The sequence below is a fragment of the Elioraea tepidiphila DSM 17972 genome (assembly GCF_000378465.1).
GTDB classification, from domain to species: domain Bacteria; phylum Pseudomonadota; class Alphaproteobacteria; order Acetobacterales; family Acetobacteraceae; genus Elioraea; species Elioraea tepidiphila.
The window spans coordinates 1-19,255 of sequence record NZ_KB899941.1; the positions used below are offsets into that span (position 1 = coordinate 1).

24 protein-coding genes are annotated in these 19,255 nt (G+C 73.1%); 9 read left to right on the top strand and 15 right to left on the bottom strand.

Annotation, left to right across the window (positions count from 1 at the left end; translation table 11 throughout):
* A partial coding sequence (locus tag F563_RS25180) for a hypothetical protein (protein WP_035575728.1) occupies positions 1-250 on the top strand: 250 nt, incomplete at its 5' end.
* Between the two features lie 90 nt (positions 251-340).
* Here the strand turns inward: F563_RS25180 and F563_RS0119095 are convergent.
* On the bottom strand, positions 341-1,159 hold the full coding sequence (locus tag F563_RS0119095; protein WP_019016301.1) for a TrmH family RNA methyltransferase: 819 nt from the start codon (positions 1,157-1,159) through the stop codon (positions 341-343).
* Positions 1,160-1,237: 78 nt separating this feature from the next.
* Between F563_RS0119095 and F563_RS23345 the strand changes: the two genes are divergently transcribed.
* Positions 1,238-1,945, top strand: a complete 708-nt coding sequence (locus F563_RS23345) for an NUDIX hydrolase (protein WP_084596705.1) — start codon at positions 1,238-1,240, stop codon at positions 1,943-1,945.
* Here the strand turns inward: F563_RS23345 and F563_RS0119105 are convergent.
* Complete coding sequence (locus F563_RS0119105) at positions 1,940-2,803, bottom strand: MBL fold metallo-hydrolase (RefSeq protein ID WP_051089437.1); 864 nt, start codon at positions 2,801-2,803, stop codon at positions 1,940-1,942. The two genes, F563_RS23345 and F563_RS0119105, sit on opposite strands and share 6 nt — an antisense overlap.
* A 186-nt stretch (positions 2,804-2,989) precedes the next feature.
* Between F563_RS0119105 and F563_RS24960 the strand changes: the two genes are divergently transcribed.
* Complete coding sequence (locus F563_RS24960; protein WP_019016304.1) at positions 2,990-3,136, top strand: hypothetical protein; 147 nt, start codon at positions 2,990-2,992, stop codon at positions 3,134-3,136.
* A gap of 6 nt (positions 3,137-3,142) precedes the next feature.
* Here F563_RS24960 and folE read toward each other — a convergent pair whose 3' ends face one another.
* The 9 genes from folE to F563_RS0119155 all read right to left on the bottom strand — a co-directional run bounded on the left by folE (position 3,143) and on the right by F563_RS0119155 (position 10,438).
* A complete protein-coding gene (gene folE / locus F563_RS0119115; protein ID WP_019016305.1) occupies positions 3,143-3,799 on the bottom strand; it encodes a GTP cyclohydrolase I FolE in 657 nt (218 codons plus the stop codon).
* 150 nt (positions 3,800-3,949) lie between these two features.
* Positions 3,950-5,026 (bottom strand): alpha/beta hydrolase, encoded by a 1,077-nt coding sequence (locus F563_RS0119120; protein ID WP_019016306.1) that lies wholly within the window; start codon positions 5,024-5,026, stop codon positions 3,950-3,952.
* On the bottom strand, positions 5,002-6,294 hold the full coding sequence (locus tag F563_RS0119125; protein ID WP_019016307.1) for a class I SAM-dependent RNA methyltransferase: 1,293 nt from the start codon (positions 6,292-6,294) through the stop codon (positions 5,002-5,004). Before F563_RS0119125 ends, F563_RS0119120 begins: the two co-directional genes overlap by 25 nt.
* A gap of 62 nt (positions 6,295-6,356) precedes the next feature.
* The gene (locus F563_RS0119130) at positions 6,357-6,815 is read right to left on the bottom strand and encodes a DUF1178 family protein (protein ID WP_019016308.1); all 459 of its coding nucleotides are present in this window, start codon (positions 6,813-6,815) and stop codon (positions 6,357-6,359) included.
* Between the two features lie 96 nt (positions 6,816-6,911).
* Positions 6,912-7,190, bottom strand: a complete 279-nt coding sequence (grxC, locus tag F563_RS0119135; RefSeq protein ID WP_019016309.1) for a glutaredoxin 3 — start codon at positions 7,188-7,190, stop codon at positions 6,912-6,914.
* Between the two features lie 6 nt (positions 7,191-7,196).
* Positions 7,197-8,009 (bottom strand): ComF family protein, encoded by an 813-nt coding sequence (locus tag F563_RS0119140; RefSeq protein ID WP_019016310.1) that lies wholly within the window; start codon positions 8,007-8,009, stop codon positions 7,197-7,199.
* The gene (locus F563_RS0119145) at positions 7,987-9,561 is read right to left on the bottom strand and encodes a rhodanese-like domain-containing protein (RefSeq protein WP_019016311.1); all 1,575 of its coding nucleotides are present in this window, start codon (positions 9,559-9,561) and stop codon (positions 7,987-7,989) included. The genes F563_RS0119140 and F563_RS0119145 overlap by 23 nt, the downstream gene beginning before the upstream one ends.
* Positions 9,562-9,572: 11 nt before the next feature.
* Positions 9,573-10,160: a cysteine dioxygenase family protein gene (locus tag F563_RS0119150; RefSeq protein ID WP_019016312.1), complete on the bottom strand. Its 588-nt coding sequence runs from the start codon at positions 10,158-10,160 to the stop codon at positions 9,573-9,575.
* An 83-nt stretch (positions 10,161-10,243) separates the two neighbouring features.
* Complete coding sequence (locus F563_RS0119155; RefSeq protein ID WP_019016313.1) at positions 10,244-10,438, bottom strand: hypothetical protein; 195 nt, start codon at positions 10,436-10,438, stop codon at positions 10,244-10,246.
* A 108-nt stretch (positions 10,439-10,546) separates the two neighbouring features.
* On the opposite strand from F563_RS0119155, the gene F563_RS0119160 reads away from it, so the two are divergent.
* The 4 genes from F563_RS0119160 to radC (F563_RS0119175) all read left to right on the top strand — a co-directional run bounded on the left by F563_RS0119160 (position 10,547) and on the right by radC (F563_RS0119175) (position 14,030).
* Complete coding sequence (locus F563_RS0119160; RefSeq protein WP_019016314.1) at positions 10,547-11,467, top strand: methyltransferase domain-containing protein; 921 nt, start codon at positions 10,547-10,549, stop codon at positions 11,465-11,467.
* Between the two features lie 26 nt (positions 11,468-11,493).
* Positions 11,494-12,318, top strand: a complete 825-nt coding sequence (gene map, locus F563_RS0119165; protein ID WP_156825269.1) for a type I methionyl aminopeptidase — start codon at positions 11,494-11,496, stop codon at positions 12,316-12,318.
* Between the two features lie 21 nt (positions 12,319-12,339).
* A complete protein-coding gene (gene radC, locus F563_RS0119170; protein ID WP_156825270.1) occupies positions 12,340-13,074 on the top strand; it encodes a RadC family protein in 735 nt (244 codons plus the stop codon).
* 92 nt (positions 13,075-13,166) lie between these two features.
* Complete coding sequence (gene radC / locus F563_RS0119175; protein ID WP_019016317.1) at positions 13,167-14,030, top strand: RadC family protein; 864 nt, start codon at positions 13,167-13,169, stop codon at positions 14,028-14,030.
* A 101-nt stretch (positions 14,031-14,131) separates the two neighbouring features.
* Here radC (F563_RS0119175) and F563_RS0119180 read toward each other — a convergent pair whose 3' ends face one another.
* The gene (locus tag F563_RS0119180; RefSeq protein WP_019016318.1) at positions 14,132-15,196 is read right to left on the bottom strand and encodes a TauD/TfdA family dioxygenase; all 1,065 of its coding nucleotides are present in this window, start codon (positions 15,194-15,196) and stop codon (positions 14,132-14,134) included.
* 104 nt (positions 15,197-15,300) lie between these two features.
* On the opposite strand from F563_RS0119180, the gene F563_RS0119185 reads away from it, so the two are divergent.
* Together F563_RS0119185 and F563_RS0119190 are read left to right on the top strand one after the other, a co-directional pair.
* Positions 15,301-16,266, top strand: a complete 966-nt coding sequence (locus tag F563_RS0119185) for a Bug family tripartite tricarboxylate transporter substrate binding protein (RefSeq protein WP_019016319.1) — start codon at positions 15,301-15,303, stop codon at positions 16,264-16,266.
* Between the two features lie 10 nt (positions 16,267-16,276).
* A complete protein-coding gene (locus F563_RS0119190) occupies positions 16,277-16,663 on the top strand; it encodes a DUF488 domain-containing protein (RefSeq protein WP_019016320.1) in 387 nt (128 codons plus the stop codon).
* On the opposite strand, the gene F563_RS0119195 is transcribed toward F563_RS0119190, so the two are convergent.
* The 3 genes from F563_RS0119195 to guaA all read right to left on the bottom strand — a co-directional run bounded on the left by F563_RS0119195 (position 16,664) and on the right by guaA (position 19,214).
* Positions 16,664-17,239 (bottom strand): NnrU family protein, encoded by a 576-nt coding sequence (locus F563_RS0119195; protein WP_019016321.1) that lies wholly within the window; start codon positions 17,237-17,239, stop codon positions 16,664-16,666.
* 79 nt (positions 17,240-17,318) lie between these two features.
* Complete coding sequence (locus F563_RS0119200; protein WP_019016322.1) at positions 17,319-17,663, bottom strand: arsenate reductase; 345 nt, start codon at positions 17,661-17,663, stop codon at positions 17,319-17,321.
* 3 nt (positions 17,664-17,666) lie between these two features.
* Complete coding sequence (gene guaA / locus F563_RS0119205; protein WP_019016323.1) at positions 17,667-19,214, bottom strand: glutamine-hydrolyzing GMP synthase; 1,548 nt, start codon at positions 19,212-19,214, stop codon at positions 17,667-17,669.
* Positions 19,215-19,255: the final 41 nt, after the last annotated feature.

Here is a 19,255-nt window from a genome sequence, read left to right on the forward strand (position 1 = left end):
CCGGACTTGGCTGCGCGGGCGGGACAACATCCACAAGCGCTACCTGATCCACGTCGCCGGCTACAATCTCGGCCTGATCATGCGCCTGCTGACCGGTGCCGGAACTCCCAGGGCGTTCCAGGACAGGCTCTCCGCCTGCCTCGCCGCCGTCATCCTGCCGAACGGCTCTCCGATGATGCTGCTGATCGTCGTCGCCGGCGATCAGACCCCCGCCATCGCCATCAGCTTGGAGCCAGACCCTCTCGACTGAACGACCACTTCTTCAACGGGCTGTTAAATTGCTCCGAAGGCAGAGGTCGTACGTTCGAATCGTATCGGGTCCGCCACTCCCCGCCGCGCCTCAGCGCTTCAGCGCCCAGATCAGAATGCCGGCGGCGACCGACACGTTCAGGCTCTCGATCCGCCCCGACCCGCGCAGCGTCACGCGCGCCTCGCAGGCCGCGAGCGTCTCCGGCGGCACACCGTGCTCCTCGTTGCCGAGCACCAGCGCCACCGGACGGTCGCGCGGCAGCGCGACCGGATCGACACCCCCCTCGGCGACCGCGCCGGCGACCAGGAAGCCCGGGCGGATCGCCTCGAGCGCCGGCACGAGCGGCGCGGCGCGGTAGAGCGTGAGGTGCTCGAGCCCGCCCTCGGCCACGCGATGCGCCGAGTCCGAGGGGCCGGCCTGCTTCGCATGTCCCGACAGCACCATCCGGTCGAGCCCGAAGAAGGCGGCCGTGCGCGCGATCGCGCCGAGATTGTGCGTGTTCGCGATGCCGTCCATCACCAGCAGCAGCGGGATGCGGTCGCGCGCGGCGAGCACCGCCGCCGGGTCGAAGCCGGGGATCGCCTTGGGCCGCGCGATCGCGACGATGCCGCCGTGCTGCACCGTGCCCGCGACCCGATCGAGTTCGGTGCGCGGCAGCATCCGGTAGGGCCGGCGCGCGGCCGCCAGCACCTTGCAGAACGGCCCGGCCGCCTCGCGCAGCGCCTCCTCGTAGAACAGCCGCTCGACCCGCTGGGGCGCGCGCGCGAACAGCGCCGAGACGGCGGGGAGCCCGGCGACGCGGACCAGATCGGCGGCCTCCTCGCGCGGCGCGCGTTCGGGGCCGCGGGCGGGCGGGCGCGGCGGGCGGGCGGGGCCGCGCCGGTCGCGCGGCGGAGGGTCTCGGCGCATGGCGGCTGCGTGCCATTGCGGGGCGATGCGGGCAAGGGGCGCATGGACGTCTTCCCGCCTGGGCCCTAGCGTGCCCACGTGACCCCAGCCTCGCTGCCCCTGCCTCCCCGGCCCCCGCGCGCGCCCGGCACGCGCGCCGTCCGCCCCCGCGCCGCCGCAAGCCTCGTGCTGCTGCGCGAGACGAGCGACGGCCCGGCCGTGCTAATGGGCGTGCGCAGCGGCGGGCACCGCTTCATGCCGAACCGGCTCGTGTTCCCGGGCGGGCGGGTCGATGCGGCCGACCATCGCGTCGCCTTCGCAACCGCCCCGCCCTCCTCGCTCGCCCGCTCGTTCGGCGCCCTCGCGACCGCGCTCGCCGCCGCCGCGATCCGCGAGACCTTCGAGGAAACCGGGCTCCGCCTCGCCGCGCCCGCGCCGCCCGGCGCGCGCCTGCCGCGCGGCGGATGGGCGCAGTTCGCCGCCGGCGGCCACCTGCCGGCGGGCGATGCGCTGGTGCCGCTCTGCCGGCTGATCACGCCAAGTGCCAGCCCGATCCGCTTCGACGCGCGCTTCCTGCTCGCCCCGGCCGAGCGGGTCTCGGGCGAGCTCCGCGGCAATGGCGAGCTTGAGTTCCTGCGCTGGATCCCGCTCGCGGAAGCCGAAACCCTCGATCTCGCCCTGCCGCAGCGCGTGGTGCTGCGCGAGGTCGCGGAGTGGCTGGCGGCGGATGCGGCCACGCGCGCCGAGCGGGTCGCGCCGCTCTGGCGCGAGACCGGCCCCAACCTCGTGCGCGTCCCGCCGCTATAGCGCGATCGCGGGGTCGGCCAGGCGGTTCTCGGCCCTGAGCTTGAGCAGATGGGCGCGCACGGTCTTGGCCGCGGCCGGGCGCAGCGCCTCGGCCAGCGCCGGATAGAGGGCGGTCACGATCGCCTCGACCGTCGCGGCACCGCCGGCGAGCGCGTCGAGGATGCCGGCCTCGCGCTCCTCGCGGTGGCGCAGCAGGGCCGCGACGTGGGGCCGGGGCTCGGGAATCGGCGGGCCGTGGCCGGACAGGAAGGTTCCCTCGGGCCGGTCGAGCATCCGGCGCAGATGCGCCATGTAGGCGGCCATGTCGCCATCCGGCGGCGCCACCATGCTGGTCGACCAGGGCATGACGTGATCGCCGCTGAACAGCACGCCCTCGTCCTCGACCGCGTAGCAGAGATGATCCGAGGCGTGGCCGGGAGTGTGCAGCACCCTGAGCCGCCAGCCCTCGCCCGCGACCGTGTCGCCCTCGGCGAGGATCTCGTCGGGCAGGAACGGCGGGTGGCCGGTGGCGATGCCGACCGTGCGCTCGGTCTGCGGATGGCCCCAGCCGAGCACCGGCGCGCCCGTCGCTGCCGCGAACGGCGCCGCGCCGGGCGCGTGGTCCTGGTGGCTGTGCGTGACCAGGATATGCGTGACGGTCTCGCCCCTGAGCGCATCGAGCAGGGCGCGGCGATGCGCCGGATCGTCCGGCCCGGGATCGATCACCGCGACCCGGCCGGCGCCGAGAATCCAGGTGTTCGTGCCGTGATAGGTGAAGGGCCCCGGATTGCGCGCCACGACGCGGCGCACACGGGGGTGCAGCGTCTGCACCTCGCCATAGGGCGGTGCGGGCTCGGTGAGGAACGCGATCGTCTCCATGGCGCGCAGCATGCCCCGGATCGCGCCGCTGCACAGGGTCCGTATTGTGACAGGGCTCACATGAAGCCGGCGTCCCGCGCTGCGATGCTGTCTCCATTCCGGCATTTGCATGGCTCCGCCGGGACGAGGAAACCAATCTGCAACCCCTGTCGCCGATCGTGCCGCGACACACCGGACGCCTGGACGATGACGCGCCTGATCCCGCCGCTGCTGTTCGCCCTGCTGACGCTGAGCGCGCTCGCCGCCGCACTCGACGATGGCCTGCGGCGCGATGCGCCGGGCTCCGCCTTCGTCGAGCGGCTGGTCGGCGCGCCGTCGGGCGACGCGCAGTAGCGGCCGCTACGCCTCGTCGGCCACGCGGGCGGAGGTGCCGCCCATGCTGATCATCGCCAGGAACTCGCGCCGGGTGGAGGGGTCGTCGCGGAACGCGCCCAGCATCCGGCTGGTCACCATCGACACGCCGGGCTTGTGGATGCCGCGCGTCGTCATGCACTGGTGCGCCGCCTCGATCACCACGGCGACACCTTTCGGTTCCAGCACCGCATTGATCGTGTTGGCGATCTGCGCGGTCAGCTTCTCCTGGATCTGAAGGCGCTTGGCATAGGCCTCGACCACGCGCGCGAGCTTGCTGATGCCGACCACGCGCTTGTGCGGCAGGTAGGCGACATGCGCGCGGCCGATGATCGGCACCATGTGGTGCTCGCAGTAGCTCTCGAGCCGGATGTCGCGCAGCAGCACCATCTCGTCGTAGCCGTCGGTCTCCTCGAAGGTGCGCGCGAGCAGCTCGTCCGGGTCGATCTCGTAGCCGCAGAAGAACTGGCTGTAGGAGCGCACCACGCGCGCGGGGGTGTCGATGAGACCCTCGCGCGTCGGATCGTCGCCGGCCCAGAGCAGCAGGGTGCGCACGGCCGCTTCGGCCTCCTCGCGCGTCGGCCGGCGCTCGGTGACCTTCGGGGCGGAGATCGTCGCCGGGGTGTTCACGTTCACGACGTCCATTCCTTTCGGACAACGGGGTGGCGGGATGACCGTTCTTGTCGTTCTGCGGCCCGGTGCCCTGAACGGGGGCCCAAGCTGTTCGTCCTCAACACCGTCGATACTGGGCGCGGAGGTGCGCGAGTCAATCGCGTGCTCACGCGAGCGTGAGCCTCAGCCTGCCGCGCACACATCGGCCCCGTCACGCGCGGCGAGCAGATCCTCGGCCGCCTGGAGCAGCGCCAGCCGGCCGGAGAAGGAGAGGCCGCGCGGGTCGACATGATCCAGGTCCGGCACCAGATGCAGCCGCGCGCGCGGCAGGGCGCGCGCCAGCCGCAGGCTCTCGGTCCAGGGGATCACCGGGTCGCGCGTGCCGTGCACCAGGATCGCGCAGACGCCGAGCCCGCCGAGCGCGCTGTCGGCGAGGTTGAGGCGCGCGAGGGCCGTGCGCAGCACCTCCGGCAGGGCGGCGATACGGCCCGGCACCGCGTCCGGGTCGCGCTCCTCGGCAAGCGCCAGCACCGCGCGCGCCGCCGCGCCGGCCTCGGCGATGGGCGGACCTTCCCGGCGCGCGAGCCGCGCCTCGGCGGTGCGGCGCAGCCAGGCGACGTCGCGCGCGTCGGGCAAGGCGGCCGCGTTGGCGAGCACGAACAGCCACAGCGCCTCGGGCCGCGGTGTGCCGAAGCGCCATGCCGTCGCCTCGGGAGCCCGATACGCGCCCGTGACGAGGAAGGTCAGCATCGCCTCGGTGTCGTGATAGGCGCCGAGGGTGGCGATGACGTCGAGCCGGGCGGCGACGTCGGGGCGCAGCGCGGCGAGGAAGGCGGGGCCGGCGGCATAGGAGATCGCCGCGAGTCCCGCCGGGCCGGGTGTATCGGGCAGGGCCAGCACCGCCGCCGCCACCGCCTCGGCGTCCGACGCATCCGCCGAGAGCCTTCGCGCCGCCGGCAGGTCGGGTACGACCACGAGGAAGCCGATCCGCGCGAGACTCTCGGCGAAGGGCACCAGGCGGGCATCGCGCCGCCCCGCCTCGGACAGGCCCGGCACCAGAACGATCCGCGCGCGCGCCGGCGTGCCGGGGCGGTAGAGATCGGCCTCGGTGCCGGGCACGGCGAAGGGCTCGCGCGTCGGCGGCGGTGTCGTCTCCTTGAGCGCCGACGGCCCTGGCCCGGCCTCGACATCGGCGAGGAACCGCGCGGGTTCGTGCGCGCAGGCGGCGAGCAGGCTCAGCGCGAGAACGGCACGACGCATTCGAGATGCCCCGACCAGAGGAACTGATCGATCGGCGTTGCGCGCATGGGCCGCCAGCCGCCAACGGCGAGCAGGCGCGCATCGCGCGCCAGCGCCGCCGGGTTGCACGAGACATAGACGATCCGCCGCACCGGCGCTTGCGCCAGCGCCTCGCATTGCGCGCGCGCGCCGTCGCGCGGCGGATCGAGCACGACGGCGTCGACGCCGCGCAGCTCCGCCGGCAGCAGGGGACGGGCCGCGAGATCGCGCGTCCCGACGGCGATGCGCGCGGCGAGCCCCGACCCTTGCGCGGCGCGGCGCAGCGCGGCGGCGGCCTCGGCCTCGCCCTCGGCCGCGCGCAGGCGGAACCGCCGTGCCAGCCGGAAGGTCAGCGTGCCGATCCCGGCGAAGAGATCGGCGACCAGCGCGTCCTCGGGCAGATCGGCGAGGGCGGTCAGCACCGCCGCGCCGATCGCCGCCTCGCCGTCGAGCGTCGCCTGGAGGAAGGCGCCTGGCGGCGGTTCGACCGCGACGCCGGCGAAGGCGATGGCCGGCACGCGACGGATCGCCACAGGCAGCGGCGGCGCCGCACCGGTTGCCCAGCAGAGCCGCGCCAGATCGGCGGCCTCGGCGAAGGCCGCGAGGCGTTCGCGCCCGGCGAGGTCAGGCTCGCGCGCGCCGCGCAGCACGAGATCGGCACCGCTATCGAGCAGGTTCACCTGCGCCTCCGCCTCGGGCCGGAGGCAGGCAAGCTGGCGCGCAAGGTCGCGCAGGTGTTGCGCGAGTGTGAGGATCGCCGGGTCGAGCACGCGGCACTCCGGCGCATCGATCACGCGTCGGCTCGCGCGTTCATGGAAGCCGACCGCGCCGTTGCGGAGCGCGAGATCGGCGCGGCGCCGCGTCGCGGACGACGCCGGCACCAGGGAGTCGATCGGCGTGTCGGAGAACCCCGCGCGCCGCAGCGCGTCGGCGAGCAGCCCGGTCTTCCAGCGTCGATATGCCTCCTCGCCCAGATGCTGCACGGCGCAGCCGCCGCAGGGGCCAAAGTGGGGGCAGGGCGGGGCGACACGGTCCGACGAATCCGAGAGCCGCGCGAGCAGGCTCGCCGCCACGCCCTCGCCCCGGCGCGCACCGGGCAGGATGCGCACGCGCTCGCCCGGCAGGGCGTCGGGGATGTAGGCGGGGCGGCCGTCGGGCAGCGCGGCGATGCCGTCGCCGCCGGCGCCGAGGCGCGCGACGACGGCCTCGACCGGTCCGGTACGCGCGCTGCGGTGTGTCCTGCGGCTCATGCTCCCTCGGCGCCCTGCCGGGCTTACCTCAGGTGCCGGCCCGGCGTCAGCGTCCGGGCGCGTCAGCCGTCGGCGCGGGGCACCCAGGGGATGGTGCGGAAGCCGATCCCCTCCTCGCGCAGCGCCTCGGCGTCCTCGGGCGTCGCCTCGCCGTAGATACCGCGCGCCTCGCTCTCGCCCGCGTGGATCCTGCGCGCCTCGTCGGCGAAACGGGGCCCGACATAGTCGCAGTGCTTCTCGATCTCGGCGCGCATGCGCTGCAGCATCGCCAGGGCCGCCGCGGGAATCTGGCCGGCGATCGCCTTGCCCTCGGCGGGTGCGGGCGGGGCGGGCGGCGCAACCGGGGCGGCCTCGCGCGACGAGGCGACGGCCGGGGCCATCAGCGCGCGGCTCACCTTGGTCGAACCGCATTGCGGGCAGTCCACCAGGCCGCGCTTGGCCATCCGTTCGAAGGCGGCGCTGTCCTTGAACCAGCCGTCGAACTCGTGCGCCGAGTCGCAGCGGAGCGCGTAGTGGATCATGCCTCCTCGCCAGAGTCGCGGGTCATGGCTCTATCATGGGGCTGCTGGCACTCCAGGCAAGAGACTGCCAGCACGGCATGAACGAAAGATGACGGCTCAGCCCGACGTCGCCGTGCCGGTCAGGCCGAGGATGCGGTCGAGCTCGCCCGCGCGGTCCAGCCGGGCGAGGTCGTCGTAGCCGCCGAGCGGGGCGCCATCGACGAAGACCTGCGGCACGGTGGTGCGGCCTCCCGACCGCTCGGTGGCCTCGGCGCGGGCGGGGCTGCCCGAGGGCGCCTCGATCTCGCGATACGCCACGCCCTTGGCGTCGAGCAGGCGCTTGGCGGCGGCGCAGTAGGGGCACCAGAAGCTCGTGTAGATCTCGATCACGGGCATGGCGCGTCACATCGGCGTGCTGCGGGTCCGGGTCAATCCCGCGTCAGGCCGCGACAGGGGCACGCGCGCCGCGGCCAGCACATCGACCGCGGCCGCGCCCCCGCCCAGCAGCACGCGGGCGCATTCGTTGGCGGTGGCCCCGCTGGTCAGCACATCGTCGATCAGCACCACCCGCCGGCCGGCGAGGCGCGCACGGTGGCGCGGCGCGACCGCGATCGTGCCGGCGAGCACGGCCGCACGCTCGGCGGCGCCGAGCTCGCCGAGGCTCGGCGTGGCGCGCACCCGGCGCAGCAGGTCGGGCACGACCGGCACGCGCGCGATCCGGCCGATGCCGCGCGCGAGCAGCGCCGCCTGGTTGTAGCGGCGCGCCACCAGTCGCCGGTAGTGCAGGGGGACCGGCACCAGCAGGTCGGCGCCCGCCAGGAGCTCGCGCCCGGCGGCGGCCATCAGGCGCGCCAGCGCCGGGGCGAGCTCGGTGCGGTCGGCGTGCTTCAGCGGCAGGAGGATGTCGCGGCTCGCCGCGTCGTAGCGCCAGACCGCGCGCGCCCGGCCGAACACCGGCGGGTGGATCAGGCAGGACTCGCACAGCCCCTCCCGCCCGGCCTCGCCCGGATGGGCGAAGGGCAGGCCGCAGCGCGCGCACATCGGCGCGGTGATGAAGCGGTGGCGCGGGAAGCACTCGGCGCAGAGCAGGCCCTGACGCTCCACCGGATTCTCGCAGGCGAGGCAGCGCGGCGGCAGCAGGAGGTCGATCACGCCGCGCGCGAGGCCGGCGCCGAGCCTCAGAAGCCAGGGGTCAGCCGAACGCGGCGTCGCCATCGCGCTCGATCTCGTGAACGAGATCGATCTCCCAGGAGAGATAGGCCTGCATCGCCTCCTCGACCCCCGAGTTGCGGTCATAGGGGCGGAGATAGAAGTCGATGCACGCCTCGTCCGGCGGGTTGGTGCGGTCCGCCTCCAGCGGCAGGCCGCCGGCGGCCCAGCCGGCCGTGCCGCGCTCCAGCACGCCGACGCGGGCGGGCGTGAGTTCGGCCACCTCCTCCACCGCGAGCCGCGCAAGCCGGTTCTGATCCGGCGAGGTGACGGCGACGATCCCGGTCTCCGGCAGCCGGTCCGCCAGCGCGGCGAGCCGGGTGCGCACGCCCCAGAGCGCGCCGGGAATGTGGCCGTCGCGGAAATCGATCGAGCGGGCGAGATCGACCACGCGGAGCCGCCCGGCCTGCCACGCGGCATGTGCCTCGCGCAACGGGATGGTCTCGGCCTCGGGCACCTCGCCGGGCGGCACCCAGGGCCCCGTTGCGGTGAAGTCCTCGGCCGCGCCCTCCAGCACGTGCACGTCGCGATGGCCCATCTGCGCGAGCCACTGCGCGGTCATGCGCGCGCGCACGCCGTCATCGTCCACCAGCACCACACGCGCGCCGCGCACGGCGATCCAGCCATCGGTCGCCTGCACGAGCTGCCCACCCGGCGCCGAACGCGCGCCGGCGAGATGACCGGCGGCGTACTCCGCCGGATCGCGCACATCGAAGACGTAGAGCGTGCGGCTCGTGTCCTTGCGCCAGGCATCGAGGGTGGCGCGGTCGATCAGCCCGACCTTGTGCTTGAGGCGCAGCGCCTCGGCGCGGGCGAAGGCCGCCTCCGCATCCGCCGGCCGCCCCTCGGGATAGCGCGCGGTCTCGCCGCGGGCGCAGGTGAAGCCCGCGAGTTCCCAGCCCATGGTGCCGTTGCGCAGCGCGACCACCCGGTTCGGCACGCCGGCGGAGCGCAGGCTCTCGGCGCCGAGGATCGAGCGCGTCCGCCCCGCGCAGTTCACCACCACCAGCGTCCCGGGGTCGGGCGCGAGCGCGCCGATGCGGTAGGCAAGCTCGCCGCCCGGCACGTTGATCCCCGTCGGGATGCTCATGCGGCGGAACTCGTCGAGCGGGCGGGAGTCCAGCACCACCATGTCGGTGCCGGCGTCCATCAGCGCCTTGAGTTCGGCCGCATCGACCGATGGGGTACCGTAATGGTGCTCGACCCATTCGCCGAACGCCTTGGACGGCACGTTGACGCCGGTGAACAGCACATAGCCGGCCGCCTTCCAGGCGGGCGTGCCGCCGGCCAGCACGGCGACGTTGCCGTAGCCCATCGTTTCGAGCTCGGCGGCGGCCTCTTGCGCCAGCCCGCGCCCGTCATCCGTGACGACGATGCGCGCGCCCGTGTTGGGCAGCAGCGCGCGCGCGAACAGGGGCAGGCGCGAGCGCGGCAGCGGCGAGGCCCAGAACAGGTGGCCCGAGCCGAACTCGCCCTCCTCGCGCGCATCGACGATCGCGAGTTCCGCGCCGTCGCGGATCATCGCCTTCAGTGCGTCCGGCGCGACCTCCTTCGCCATCGATGCGGCGATCAGCGGTTCGCGGTCGGCGCCATGAAGTTGCGGTTGTACGGCACCGCCGCGCCGGTCGCCGGGTCGTAGGCCATGCGGTTGTCGAGCTTTTCGAGCGCGAGCCCGTACATGTGCAGGTGCCGCGTCGGGCGATCGCCCTGGGTGTGGATCGAGTGGATGTCCTCGGGCATCAGGGCGATGCCGGTGCCGGGCTTCACCACCACCTCGCGCACGAGGTCGAGACCGCCGTCGCGCTTCGCGTAGACCTTGTTCAGCTCCTCGCCGTCCACGGCCACCACGACGGCCCAGGTGGTGTGGTCATGCGGCTTGGTTTCGTTGCCCGGGTTCAGCGCGTTCAGGTAGAGCGCGAAGCGCCCGCCCGGGTCCTCCTGCAACAGGTAGCGGCGCGCGCCCTTCTCGCCGGCGGGCGGCGGGGGGAACTCGGCGGAGGGGAACAGGTGCTCCTGGGCGGCGAGCTTGTGCAGCTCGGCCATGATCGCGTCGAGGGCCGGTCGGGTGACGCCCTCGCGCGCCTCGATCGCCCGGATGCGTTCGACCGTGGCGGCGACCGCGGCGGCGCGGGCGGCCGTGACATCCATCTCGTTCATGGCGGGTCCTCCTGCCGGAGTGGCGTGAGGACAGAGGTGGCCGAAGACAGAGGCGCGCGCAAGGTGTCGCGCGCTCCACCCCGCTACCGCAGCAGGGCGGCGAGCGGCAGGGTCGTGGCGAGGAGGGCAACGGCAAGCACCGCGGCCAGATACGCGGCCTGCCGGAGATCGGCCTCCGACCAGGCCCGCGCCGCGGCCTCGGCCGCGCGCTCCGGCGCGCGATATGCGTTGCGGCGCTTGAGCCGTTTCGTGGAAGGGCCGGGATGCGGGTTCATCATGTCACACCGCCTTTGGCTGTGCCCCCAGGTCCGCCATGCCTCCGTTCGACCGCCGATACGGTCGCACGAAGGGGTGACAGCGCCTGTGCGCGTGCTCACATGCTACGCATGACGGGGTTTCCGGTTCCTTTCGACCGGCGCGCGCATCGCCTGCGCCGCGACCGCGCCGCCCTGCTGGTCGATCGGGCCGAGCCCCTGCTCGCCGCCATCACCGAGCGCCTGCTCGACCGGCTCGACGACACCACCCGCCGCTTCACCCGCGCGCTCGATCTCGGCTGCCGGCACGGGCTGCTCGCGCGGGCCTTGCGGGCGCGCGGCATTCCCGTCGTGGTCTCGGCCGACCTCTCGCCCCGGATGGCCGCGCGCGCGGGCGGGCTCGCGATCGCGGCCGACGAAGAGTGGCTGCCCTTCGCGCCGGCGAGCTTCGACCTGGTCGTCTCGGCGCTCTCGCTCCATTGGGTCAACGACCTGCCGGGCGCGCTGATCCAGGCCCGCCAGGCGCTCCGCCCCGACGGGCTGTTCCTCGCCATCCTGCCGGGGCCCGGGACGCTCGCGCCGCTGCGCGCGGCGTTCCTCGCCGCCGAGGCCGAGACCGCGGGCGGGGCGAGCCCGCGCGTCATCCCGCTGCCCGACCTGCGCGACGCGGCATCCTTGCTCCAGCGCGCGGGCTTCGCGCTGCCGGTGGCGGACGCCGAGACCCTGACCGTCAGCTACCCCGACCCCTTCGCGCTGTTCGCGGAGCTGCGCGCGCTCGGCGAGACGAATGCGCTGGCCGCGCGCAGCCGCCGCCCGGCCACGCGCACGCTGATCGCCGAGGTCGCGCGCCGCCTGCCGCGCGACGGCGAGGGGCGGGTCGCGATGCCGCTCGACCTGATCACGTTGACGGGATGGGCGCCGGCGGCGGGTCAGCCGAAGCCGCTCGCCCCCGGCAGCGCGACCGTGCGGCTGGCGGCGGCGCTGGGCAGCGACGAACAGGGCGCGGGCGAGCTGGCGCCCTCGCGACTTGCGTCCCCGAAGCCTGCGCGCTAGGGGCAGACATGGACAGGCGGGCCACCATGAACCAGCTGGAACGCGCGCAGGGGATCGAGCCGGGCGATGCGCGCCGGATCATCCTCTACAGCCCCGAGGACTTCGTGTTCATGCGCCGCGCCGGCCAGCTCGCCGCCGCCACGCTCGACATGATCACCGAGCACGTGCGGCCCGGCGTGACCACAGAGGCGCTCGACCGGCTCTGCCACGACTTCATCCTCGACCACGGCGCGGTGCCCGCCCCGCTCGGCTATCGCGGCTTCCCCAGGTCGATCTGCACCTCGGTGAACCACGTCGTGTGCCACGGCATCCCCTCGCCGCGACGCCTCGAGGAGGGCGACATCCTCAACATCGACGTCACCGTGGTGCTGGACGGCTGGCACGGCGACTCCAGCCGCATGTACGCCGCCGGCGAGCCCTCGGTGAAGGCCAAGCGGCTCATGGACGTCACCTACGAGGCGATGATGCGCGGCATCGCCGTGATCCGCCCCGGCGCCACGCTCGGCGATCTCGGCCACGCCATCCAGTCCTTCGTCGAGCGCCAGCGCTTCTCGGTGGTGCGCGAGTTCTGCGGCCACGGGCTCGGCCGGTCGTTCCACGAGCCGCCGAACGTGCTGCATTTCGGCCGCCCGGGCGAGGGCGTCACCCTGCGCGAGGGCATGCTGTTCACGGTCGAGCCGATGGTGAATGCCGGAAGGCCCGAGGTGAAGATCCTCGACGATGGCTGGACCGCGGTTACGCGCGACCGGTCGCTCTCGGCGCAGTTCGAGCACACGGTCGGCGTCACGGCCACGGGCTGCGAGATCTTCACCCTCTCGCCCGCCGGGCTGCACAAGCCGCCCTACGCCTGACCGCGCGCGCCGGGGCCCGGGATGCCGAAGCGGCGGGGCATGGCGGATGCGGGCGGGCTGTTCGCGCTGACGCCCGAGCCCGACCCCGCGCCCGGCCATCTCGGCCATCGCGAGCGGCTGCGCGCGCGCTTCCTCGCCGGCGGTCCGGAGGCGGTCGCCGACTACGAACTGCTCGAATTGCTGCTGTTCGCGATCCCGCGCCTCGACACCAAGCCGCTCGCCAAGACGCTGATCGGCCGGTTCGGCAGCTTCGCCGGCGTGCTCGCCGCACCCAAGGAGGAGCTCGCTGCGGTGCCGGGCGTCGGCGAGGCGGTGATCGCGACGCTGAAGGTGGCACACGCCGCCGCGCTGAAGCTCGCCGCCGCCGAGGTGGCCGACCGGCCGCTGCTCAACGCCTGGGACAAGCTGATGGCCTACCTCCACGCCGCACTCGCGCGCGAGAAGGTCGAGCATTTCCGCGTGCTCTATCTCGACACCAGGAACCGGCTCGTCGCCGACGAGACCCAGACCCGCGGCACGGTGAACCACGCCCCGGTCTATCCGCGCGAGGTGGTCAAGCGCGCGCTCGATCTCCAGGCGAGCGCGCTGATCCTGGTGCACAACCACCCCTCGGGCGACCCGAGCCCCTCGCGCGCCGACATCGACATGACGCGCGAGGTGCAGAAGGCCGCGGCCACGCTGGGCATCGCGCTGCACGACCACGTCATCGTCGGCAACGGACGCTGGCTCTCGTTCCGCCAGCAGGGGTTGCTTTAGATCGGGTGGTAGAGCCGCATCGAAGGACTACCTACGGTGGTGTTCTTGCGCTAGACCCACGACCGGGAACCGTGGCGGATGGGTGGCGCGGCATGCGGCTCTTGGACCGGCTCTTCAGGCGCGACAGCACGGCGGGACCGCGGTCCGGGCACGGCACGCCGGGCCGGGCGCGCGGCTTCGCCGATGCCGGCGCGGCAGACCCGATCGCGCTGCCGGCCGCGGTCTCCACGCTCGCGCCGGTCGGACGCGCGTCGCCCCCCTCCCCGGCGGAGACGCCGTTCCCCTCCACCGGGCCGCACGGCCATCGCGCGCGCATGCGCGAGAAGCTGCTGACGCGCGGCCCGGACGCGCTCGCCGACTACGAATTGCTGGAGATGTTGCTCTACTTCGCCATGCCGAAGGGCGACACCAAGCCGCTGGCGAAGGCGCTGATCAACCGCTTCGGCAGCTTCGCCGGCGTGCTCGCCGCTCCGCAGCAGGCGCTGCTCGACACGCGGGGGCTCGGGCCGCACAGCGTGGCCGCGCTCAAGCTCGTCCAGGCGGCCGCGATCCGCATGAGCCGCGCCGAGGTGATGGACCGGCCGGTGCTGAACAACTGGGACAGGCTGATCGACTATCTGCACGCGGTGATGGCGCGCGAGAAGATCGAACAGTTCCGCGTGCTGTTCCTCGATGCGAAGAACCGCCTGATCGCCGACGAAGCGCAGGCGCGCGGCACGGTGAACCACACGCCCGTCTATCCGCGCGAGGTGGTGAAGCGCGCGCTGGAGCTGCACGCCACCGCGCTGATCCTGGTGCACAACCATCCCTCGGGCGACCCGACGCCAAGCCGCGCCGATATCGAGATGACGCGCGAAATCCGGCAGGCGGCGGCCGTGCTGTCGATCACGCTGCACGACCACCTGATCGTCGGCAATGGCCGCTTCCTGTCCTTTCGGCAGGAAGGTCTGCTCTGATCGCCCGACGGAGCCGTTTCCGATCCGTCGGGAACGGCTCCGGGGCTTGCCTGGCGCGCCTCTTCACTCGATCAGGTGGCGCCACCTGATCGGGATCTGCGCTAGGCGAGCTCGTAGGCGCTCCGGCCCGGCATCGCGCCGCCGCGGAGCGCGCCCGCGCGCACATCGCCCCACTGCACCGCATGGCCCGGCGGCAGCGCACGGCTGTTCGGCACCGCGAGCCAGATGCGCAGCAGCACGCGACGCGCGCCCGAGGCCGCATCGTCCGCGTAGGCCGTGCGGCCGTGATAGGTGATGTGCTGGTTCATCAGCTGGATCTGGCCCGGCGCGAACGGCATCTCGACGCAGAGCTCGTCGGCGAGCCGGGCGAGCTCGTCCATCGCCTCGATCTGCGCGGGCGTGAGCCGCGGCACCGAGGGCTCGTCCTGCGCCATCTCAACATAGGTGCGGCTGTACTGGGAGGTGAAGGCGCCGTCCGGCCCGCGCGAGAACACCGGCATCGCGAACACGGAATCCGCGCGCGCCCCCTCCTCGTCGGCCGGGCGCTTGCGCCAGAAATCCTGGTAGAGCACGGCGAGCAGATCAGGCCGCCGTTCCGCAAGCGCATCGTGGATCGCCACTGTCGAGACGATGCGCGACACCCCGCCCGCGATGCCGTTCGAGGCGCAGAGCAGCGCGAGCACGTCGCACTTGTCGGTGTGGAAGCGGAGCGGCCCGGTCGAGCGCGAGCGTGCGCGCGCCGAGGGCACCGGGCCAGGCCCGCTGCCGGTGACGGCCGCGCCCGTGCCGGTCTCGTCGCGCACCTCGGCGAGGATCTCGCCGGTGGTGTTCTGCGGCAGCGGCGTGCCGAGATGCGCGGCCAGCCCCCAGAAGATGCGCTTCAGATCGTCATGCGTGTAGCGCGTCGGATCGAGCCCGCCGAGGCGCACGAGACCACGCCCGTGCTCGAGCTCGTCGGAGACCTCGGCGAGCCGGTCGGCGACCGTCGGCAGCGGGAACTCGGCCGCGCCGAACCGCCCGGGCGCGCGCCCGGAGACGGCGGCCAGCGCCGCCTCGATCTCGGCGATCTCGCCCGCCGAGAAGGTCCTGATCCAGGACCGGTCGTTCTCCAGGTCCTTGCCGGTCCAGGCCGCCGGCCCGCCGATCGGATCGAGCTCCGCCGTCATCGCGCACCCTCCTCCCTCAGTCGCGCACGCAGTGAAGCACAGGGTTGCACGCGCGGCCATCGGCCCCCAGTGTTCCGCGGGCAACGAAACGAAGGGGGCTTCGCATGATCCTGACCCGCCGTGCGGTGCTGGCCGGCGCCGCGCTTGCCGCGCTGCCGGCCGCCGCCCAGGCCTGGCCGACGCGCTCGATCCGCTTCATCGTGCCCTGGCCGCCCGGCGGGCTGAACGACCTGATCGCGCGCTACTTCAACGACCGCGTCTCGGCGGCCCTCGGCCAGCCGATCGTGAACGACTTCAAGGCCGGCGCCGGCGCGCGGATCGGCGTGACCGAGATCGCGCGCGCCCGTCCCGACGGCTACGTGATCGGCATGGGCAATCTCGCGCCGCTGACGATCTTTCCCAACACCGATCCCGATCTCCCCTACGACCCTGCGCGCGATCTGGTGCCGATCAAGATGTTCTGCGCCTCGCCGCTGGTGCTGGTGGTGGGGGCGAACTCGCCGATCCGCGACGTTGCCGGGCTGATCGCGGCGGCGCGCGCCGAGCCGGGCAAGCTGAACTATGGCTCGGTCGGGGTGGGCACGGCGCAGCACCTGATCTTCGAGATGTTCCGCGCGCGCGACGGCATCGACATGGTGCACGTGCCCTATCGCGGCACGAACGACAGCCTGCCCGCGCTGCTGACCGGCGACGTGCACGCGATGTTCGACACGCTGCCCTCGATGCTGCCGCAGATCCGCGCCGCGCGCGTCCGCGCCCTCGCCGTCACCACGCCCGCGCGGGTGCCGCATCTGCCGGATGTGCCGACGCTCGGCGAGGCCGGGTATCCGGAGGTGGACATCGTCACCTGGTATGCCGTGATCGTGCCCGCCGGCACGCCGGAGCCGATCCAGGCGCGGCTCGCGCGCGAATACGGCGCGGTCTCGGCGACCGAGGAGACCAGGGCTTTCCTCGACACGCACGGGCTGATCTACCTCCCAAACACGCCGGCCGAGTTCGCCGCGCGCGTCGCCGCCGAGCGGGCGCGCTGGGGACGTCTCATCACCGAGCGCAACATCCGCGTGCGCTAGGCGGCGCGTCATGAGCGTGCGCATCGTCCGGCTCGGCACGCAACGGCTGCCGGGGGAGGGCGTGCGGATCGGCGCGGTGCGGCACCTGCCGCGTGGCGTGCGCAAGGAGCGCTACGCGGCCGAGGACTGGTTCGATGTCTGGTACCCCGAGCTCGCGCCGAGTGCGGCGCTGGTGACGCAGGCGCGCGGCGCGCAGACGGAGGCCGAATGGCGCGCCTTCGTCACCGCGTTCCGCAAGGAGATGGAGGCGTCGGCGCCGCGGCGCACGCTCGACCTGCTCGCCGCGCTGTCGCACGGCGCGGATTTCTCGGTCGGCTGCACCTGCGCGGACGAGGCGCGCTGCCACCGCTCGGTGCTGCGCGCGCTGCTCGCCGAGCGCGGAGCGGCGATCGCGTGATCAGCCGATCACACCGACGCCGAACAGTAAGCGGTGCAGCCCGCCGATGAAGGCGGCCCAGGCGATCACGCCGACCGCGCAGGCGATCCAGTCGCCCTGCGTCCAGCCCGACCGCGGCGGCACGACCGCGTCCGCGCGCCGCTTGACCGCGATCCGGTCATAGACGGCCCAGGCGAGGAGCGTGCCGAACAGCAGCACCGAGCCGAGATCGCCGTTCGCGAGCAGATGCGCCAACGCCCAGATCTTCACGCCCGCGAGCATCGGATGCTTGACCGCCCCCTTGATCAGTCCCGAAGGCGCATAGGCCGCGGCGAGCAGGATGAACGAGACCAGCATCAGCAGCAGCGCGACATGGCGCAGCGCCACGGGCGGATCCCAGAGCGGGATGTAGCCCGCCGAGCGGTAGGCGCCGAAGCCGTGCACGATCAGCACGATCCCGGCGAGCGAGACGAGGGAGTAGGCGATCTTGTAGGGAATCTCGCCGACCCGCCCGATCACCGCCGCCCGTTCCGCGCGGAAGGTGGTGAAGGTATGCGCCGTGACGAACACGGCGAGTCCCAGGATCAAGAGCAGCATGGCCGGCTCCGCGATGGCATGGTCCGCGCGCTGCCTGCCAGTCTCCGGCCGCTGGTGCAACCGCGGCGCGGGCGCGACGCTACAGGAGGGCGGCCCAGACGCTCTCGTCGAAGCCCACGAGCACGCGCCCGGCCGTCTCCAGCACGGGGCGGCGGATCAGCGAGGGATGCGCCTGCATCAGCGCGAGCGCGCGACCTTGATCGATCCCCGTGCGCTCGCTGTCGGGGAGCTTGCGGAACGTGGTGCCGGCGCGGTTGATGAGCTTCTCCCAGCCGACCGCCGCTGCCCAGGCCGCGAGCTCGTCGCGGCTCGGCGGCTCGCTCTTGTAGTCGCGGAACCGATACGCGACGCCGCGCGCCTCCAGCCAGGCGCGGGCACGCTTCATCGTGTCGCAGTTGCGGATGCCGTGGATCGTCACGCTCATGCGTCACTCCCACTCGATCGTGCCCGGCGGCTTCGACGTGATGTCGTAGGTCACCCGGTTGATGCCGCGCACCTCGTTGACGATGCGGTTCGCGGTGCGCAGCAGGAATCCCATGTCGAACGGATAGACATCCGCCGTCATCCCGTCCGTGCTGGTCACCGCGCGCAGCGCGCAGGCCTGGTCGTAGGTGCGGCCGTCGCCCATCACGCCCACCGTGCGCACCGGCAGCAGCACGGCGAAGGCCTGCCAGATCGCGTCATAGAGGCCCGCGGCGCGGATCTCCTCGAGAAAGATCGCGTCCACCTTCTGGAGCAGAGCGACCTTCTCGCGCGTCACCTCGCCGGGGATGCGGATCGCGAGCCCTGGCCCCGGGAACGGGTGCCGCCCGACGATCGCCTCCGGGATGCCGAGCTCGCGCCCCAGCGCCCGCACCTCGTCCTTGAAGAGCTCGCGCAGGGGCTCGACGAGCCTCATGTTCATCCGTTCCGGAAGACCACCGACATTGTGGTGGCTCTTGATCGTGACACTGGGGCCGCCGGTGAAGGAGACGCTCTCGATCACGTCCGGATAGAGCGTGCCCTGGGCGAGGAACTCCGCACCACCGAGCTTGCCCGCCTCCTGCTCGAACACCTCGACGAACAGCCGCCCGATCGTCTTGCGCTTCACTTCCGGGTCGGTGACGCCCGCGAGCGCGCCGAGGAACAGCTCGGAGGCGTCGCGGTGCACGAGCCGGATGTTGAAGCGGTCGCGGAACGTCGCCACCACCTGCTCGGCCTCGCCCGCGCGCAAGAGGCCGTGATCGACGAAGATGCAGGTGAGCTGGTCGCCGATCGCCTCGTGGATCAGCACCGCGGCAACCGAGGAATCGACGCCACCCGAAAGCCCGCAGATCACGCGCCCCTCGCCCACCTGGTGGCGGATCTTGGCGATCTCGGCGGCGCGGAAATTCGCCATGGTCCAGTCGCCACGGCAGCCGCACACCGCATGGGTGAAGTTGCGCAGCAGGGCCGCGCCGTGCGGCGTGTGCACCACCTCGGGGTGGAACTGCACGCCGTAGAAGCGGCGATGGTCGTCGGCGATCGCGGCATAGGGGGCCCCTTCGCTGACGCCGACCACGCGGAACCCGTCCGGCAGCCGGGTCACACGATCGCCGTGGCTCATCCACACCTGCTCGCGCGCGCCCTGCTGCCATACGCCGTGGAACAGCGCGCAGTCGCCGGTGACGTCGAGGAAGGCGCGGCCGAACTCGCGGTGGTCGGAGGTCCGCACCTCGCCGCCCAACTGCGCGACCATGGTCTGCTCGCCGTAGCAGATGCCGAGCACCGGTACGCCGAGCGCGAAGACGAGCTCCGGCGCGCGCGGCGAGGCCCCCTCGGTCACGCTCGCCGGGCCGCCTGAGAGGATGATGCCGCGCGGGGCGAAATCGGCGATGCGCTGAGGATCGGCGTTGAAGGGCCAGATCTCGCAATAGACGCCGCTCTCGCGCACGCGCCGCGCGATGAGCTGCGTGACCTGGCTGCCGAAGTCGAGGATCAGGATCCGGTCCGTCATGGCGGACAGATACAGAAACGCGCGCGGTTGGGAAGGGGCGT

Bases quoted from the DNA above. Each gene is read 5' to 3' on its own strand.
- F563_RS0119130 (WP_019016308.1), bottom strand. From the start codon at position 6,815: ATGATCCACTACGCGCTCCGCTGCGACTCGGCGCACGAGTTCGACGGC.
- radC (WP_019016317.1), top strand. From the start codon at position 13,167: ATGCGGCTCTTGGACCGGCTCTTCAGGCGCGACAGCACGGCGGGACCG.
- F563_RS0119095 (WP_019016301.1), bottom strand. From the start codon at position 1,159: ATGCGCCGAGACCCTCCGCCGCGCGACCGGCGCGGCCCCGCCCGCCCG.
- F563_RS0119200 (WP_019016322.1), bottom strand. From the start codon at position 17,663: ATGAGCGTGACGATCCACGGCATCCGCAACTGCGACACGATGAAGCGT.
- F563_RS0119150 (WP_019016312.1), bottom strand. From the start codon at position 10,160: ATGAACGAGATGGATGTCACGGCCGCCCGCGCCGCCGCGGTCGCCGCC.
- F563_RS0119145 (WP_019016311.1), bottom strand. From the start codon at position 9,561: ATGGCGAAGGAGGTCGCGCCGGACGCACTGAAGGCGATGATCCGCGAC.
- grxC (WP_019016309.1), bottom strand. From the start codon at position 7,190: ATGCCCGTGATCGAGATCTACACGAGCTTCTGGTGCCCCTACTGCGCC.
- F563_RS0119120 (WP_019016306.1), bottom strand. From the start codon at position 5,026: ATGCGTCGTGCCGTTCTCGCGCTGAGCCTGCTCGCCGCCTGCGCGCAC.
- map (WP_156825269.1), top strand. From the start codon at position 11,494: ATGAACCAGCTGGAACGCGCGCAGGGGATCGAGCCGGGCGATGCGCGC.
- F563_RS24960 (WP_019016304.1), top strand. From the start codon at position 2,990: ATGACGCGCCTGATCCCGCCGCTGCTGTTCGCCCTGCTGACGCTGAGC.
- F563_RS0119185 (WP_019016319.1), top strand. From the start codon at position 15,301: ATGATCCTGACCCGCCGTGCGGTGCTGGCCGGCGCCGCGCTTGCCGCG.
- F563_RS0119160 (WP_019016314.1), top strand. From the start codon at position 10,547: ATGACGGGGTTTCCGGTTCCTTTCGACCGGCGCGCGCATCGCCTGCGC.
- F563_RS0119195 (WP_019016321.1), bottom strand. From the start codon at position 17,239: ATGCTGCTCTTGATCCTGGGACTCGCCGTGTTCGTCACGGCGCATACC.
- F563_RS0119190 (WP_019016320.1), top strand. From the start codon at position 16,277: ATGAGCGTGCGCATCGTCCGGCTCGGCACGCAACGGCTGCCGGGGGAG.
- guaA (WP_019016323.1), bottom strand. From the start codon at position 19,214: ATGACGGACCGGATCCTGATCCTCGACTTCGGCAGCCAGGTCACGCAG.
- folE (WP_019016305.1), bottom strand. From the start codon at position 3,799: ATGGACGTCGTGAACGTGAACACCCCGGCGACGATCTCCGCCCCGAAG.
- F563_RS0119105 (WP_051089437.1), bottom strand. From the start codon at position 2,803: ATGGAGACGATCGCGTTCCTCACCGAGCCCGCACCGCCCTATGGCGAG.
- F563_RS0119155 (WP_019016313.1), bottom strand. From the start codon at position 10,438: ATGATGAACCCGCATCCCGGCCCTTCCACGAAACGGCTCAAGCGCCGC.
- radC (WP_156825270.1), top strand. From the start codon at position 12,340: ATGCCGAAGCGGCGGGGCATGGCGGATGCGGGCGGGCTGTTCGCGCTG.
- F563_RS0119125 (WP_019016307.1), bottom strand. From the start codon at position 6,294: ATGAGCCGCAGGACACACCGCAGCGCGCGTACCGGACCGGTCGAGGCC.
- F563_RS0119140 (WP_019016310.1), bottom strand. From the start codon at position 8,009: ATGGCGACGCCGCGTTCGGCTGACCCCTGGCTTCTGAGGCTCGGCGCC.
- F563_RS0119180 (WP_019016318.1), bottom strand. From the start codon at position 15,196: ATGACGGCGGAGCTCGATCCGATCGGCGGGCCGGCGGCCTGGACCGGC.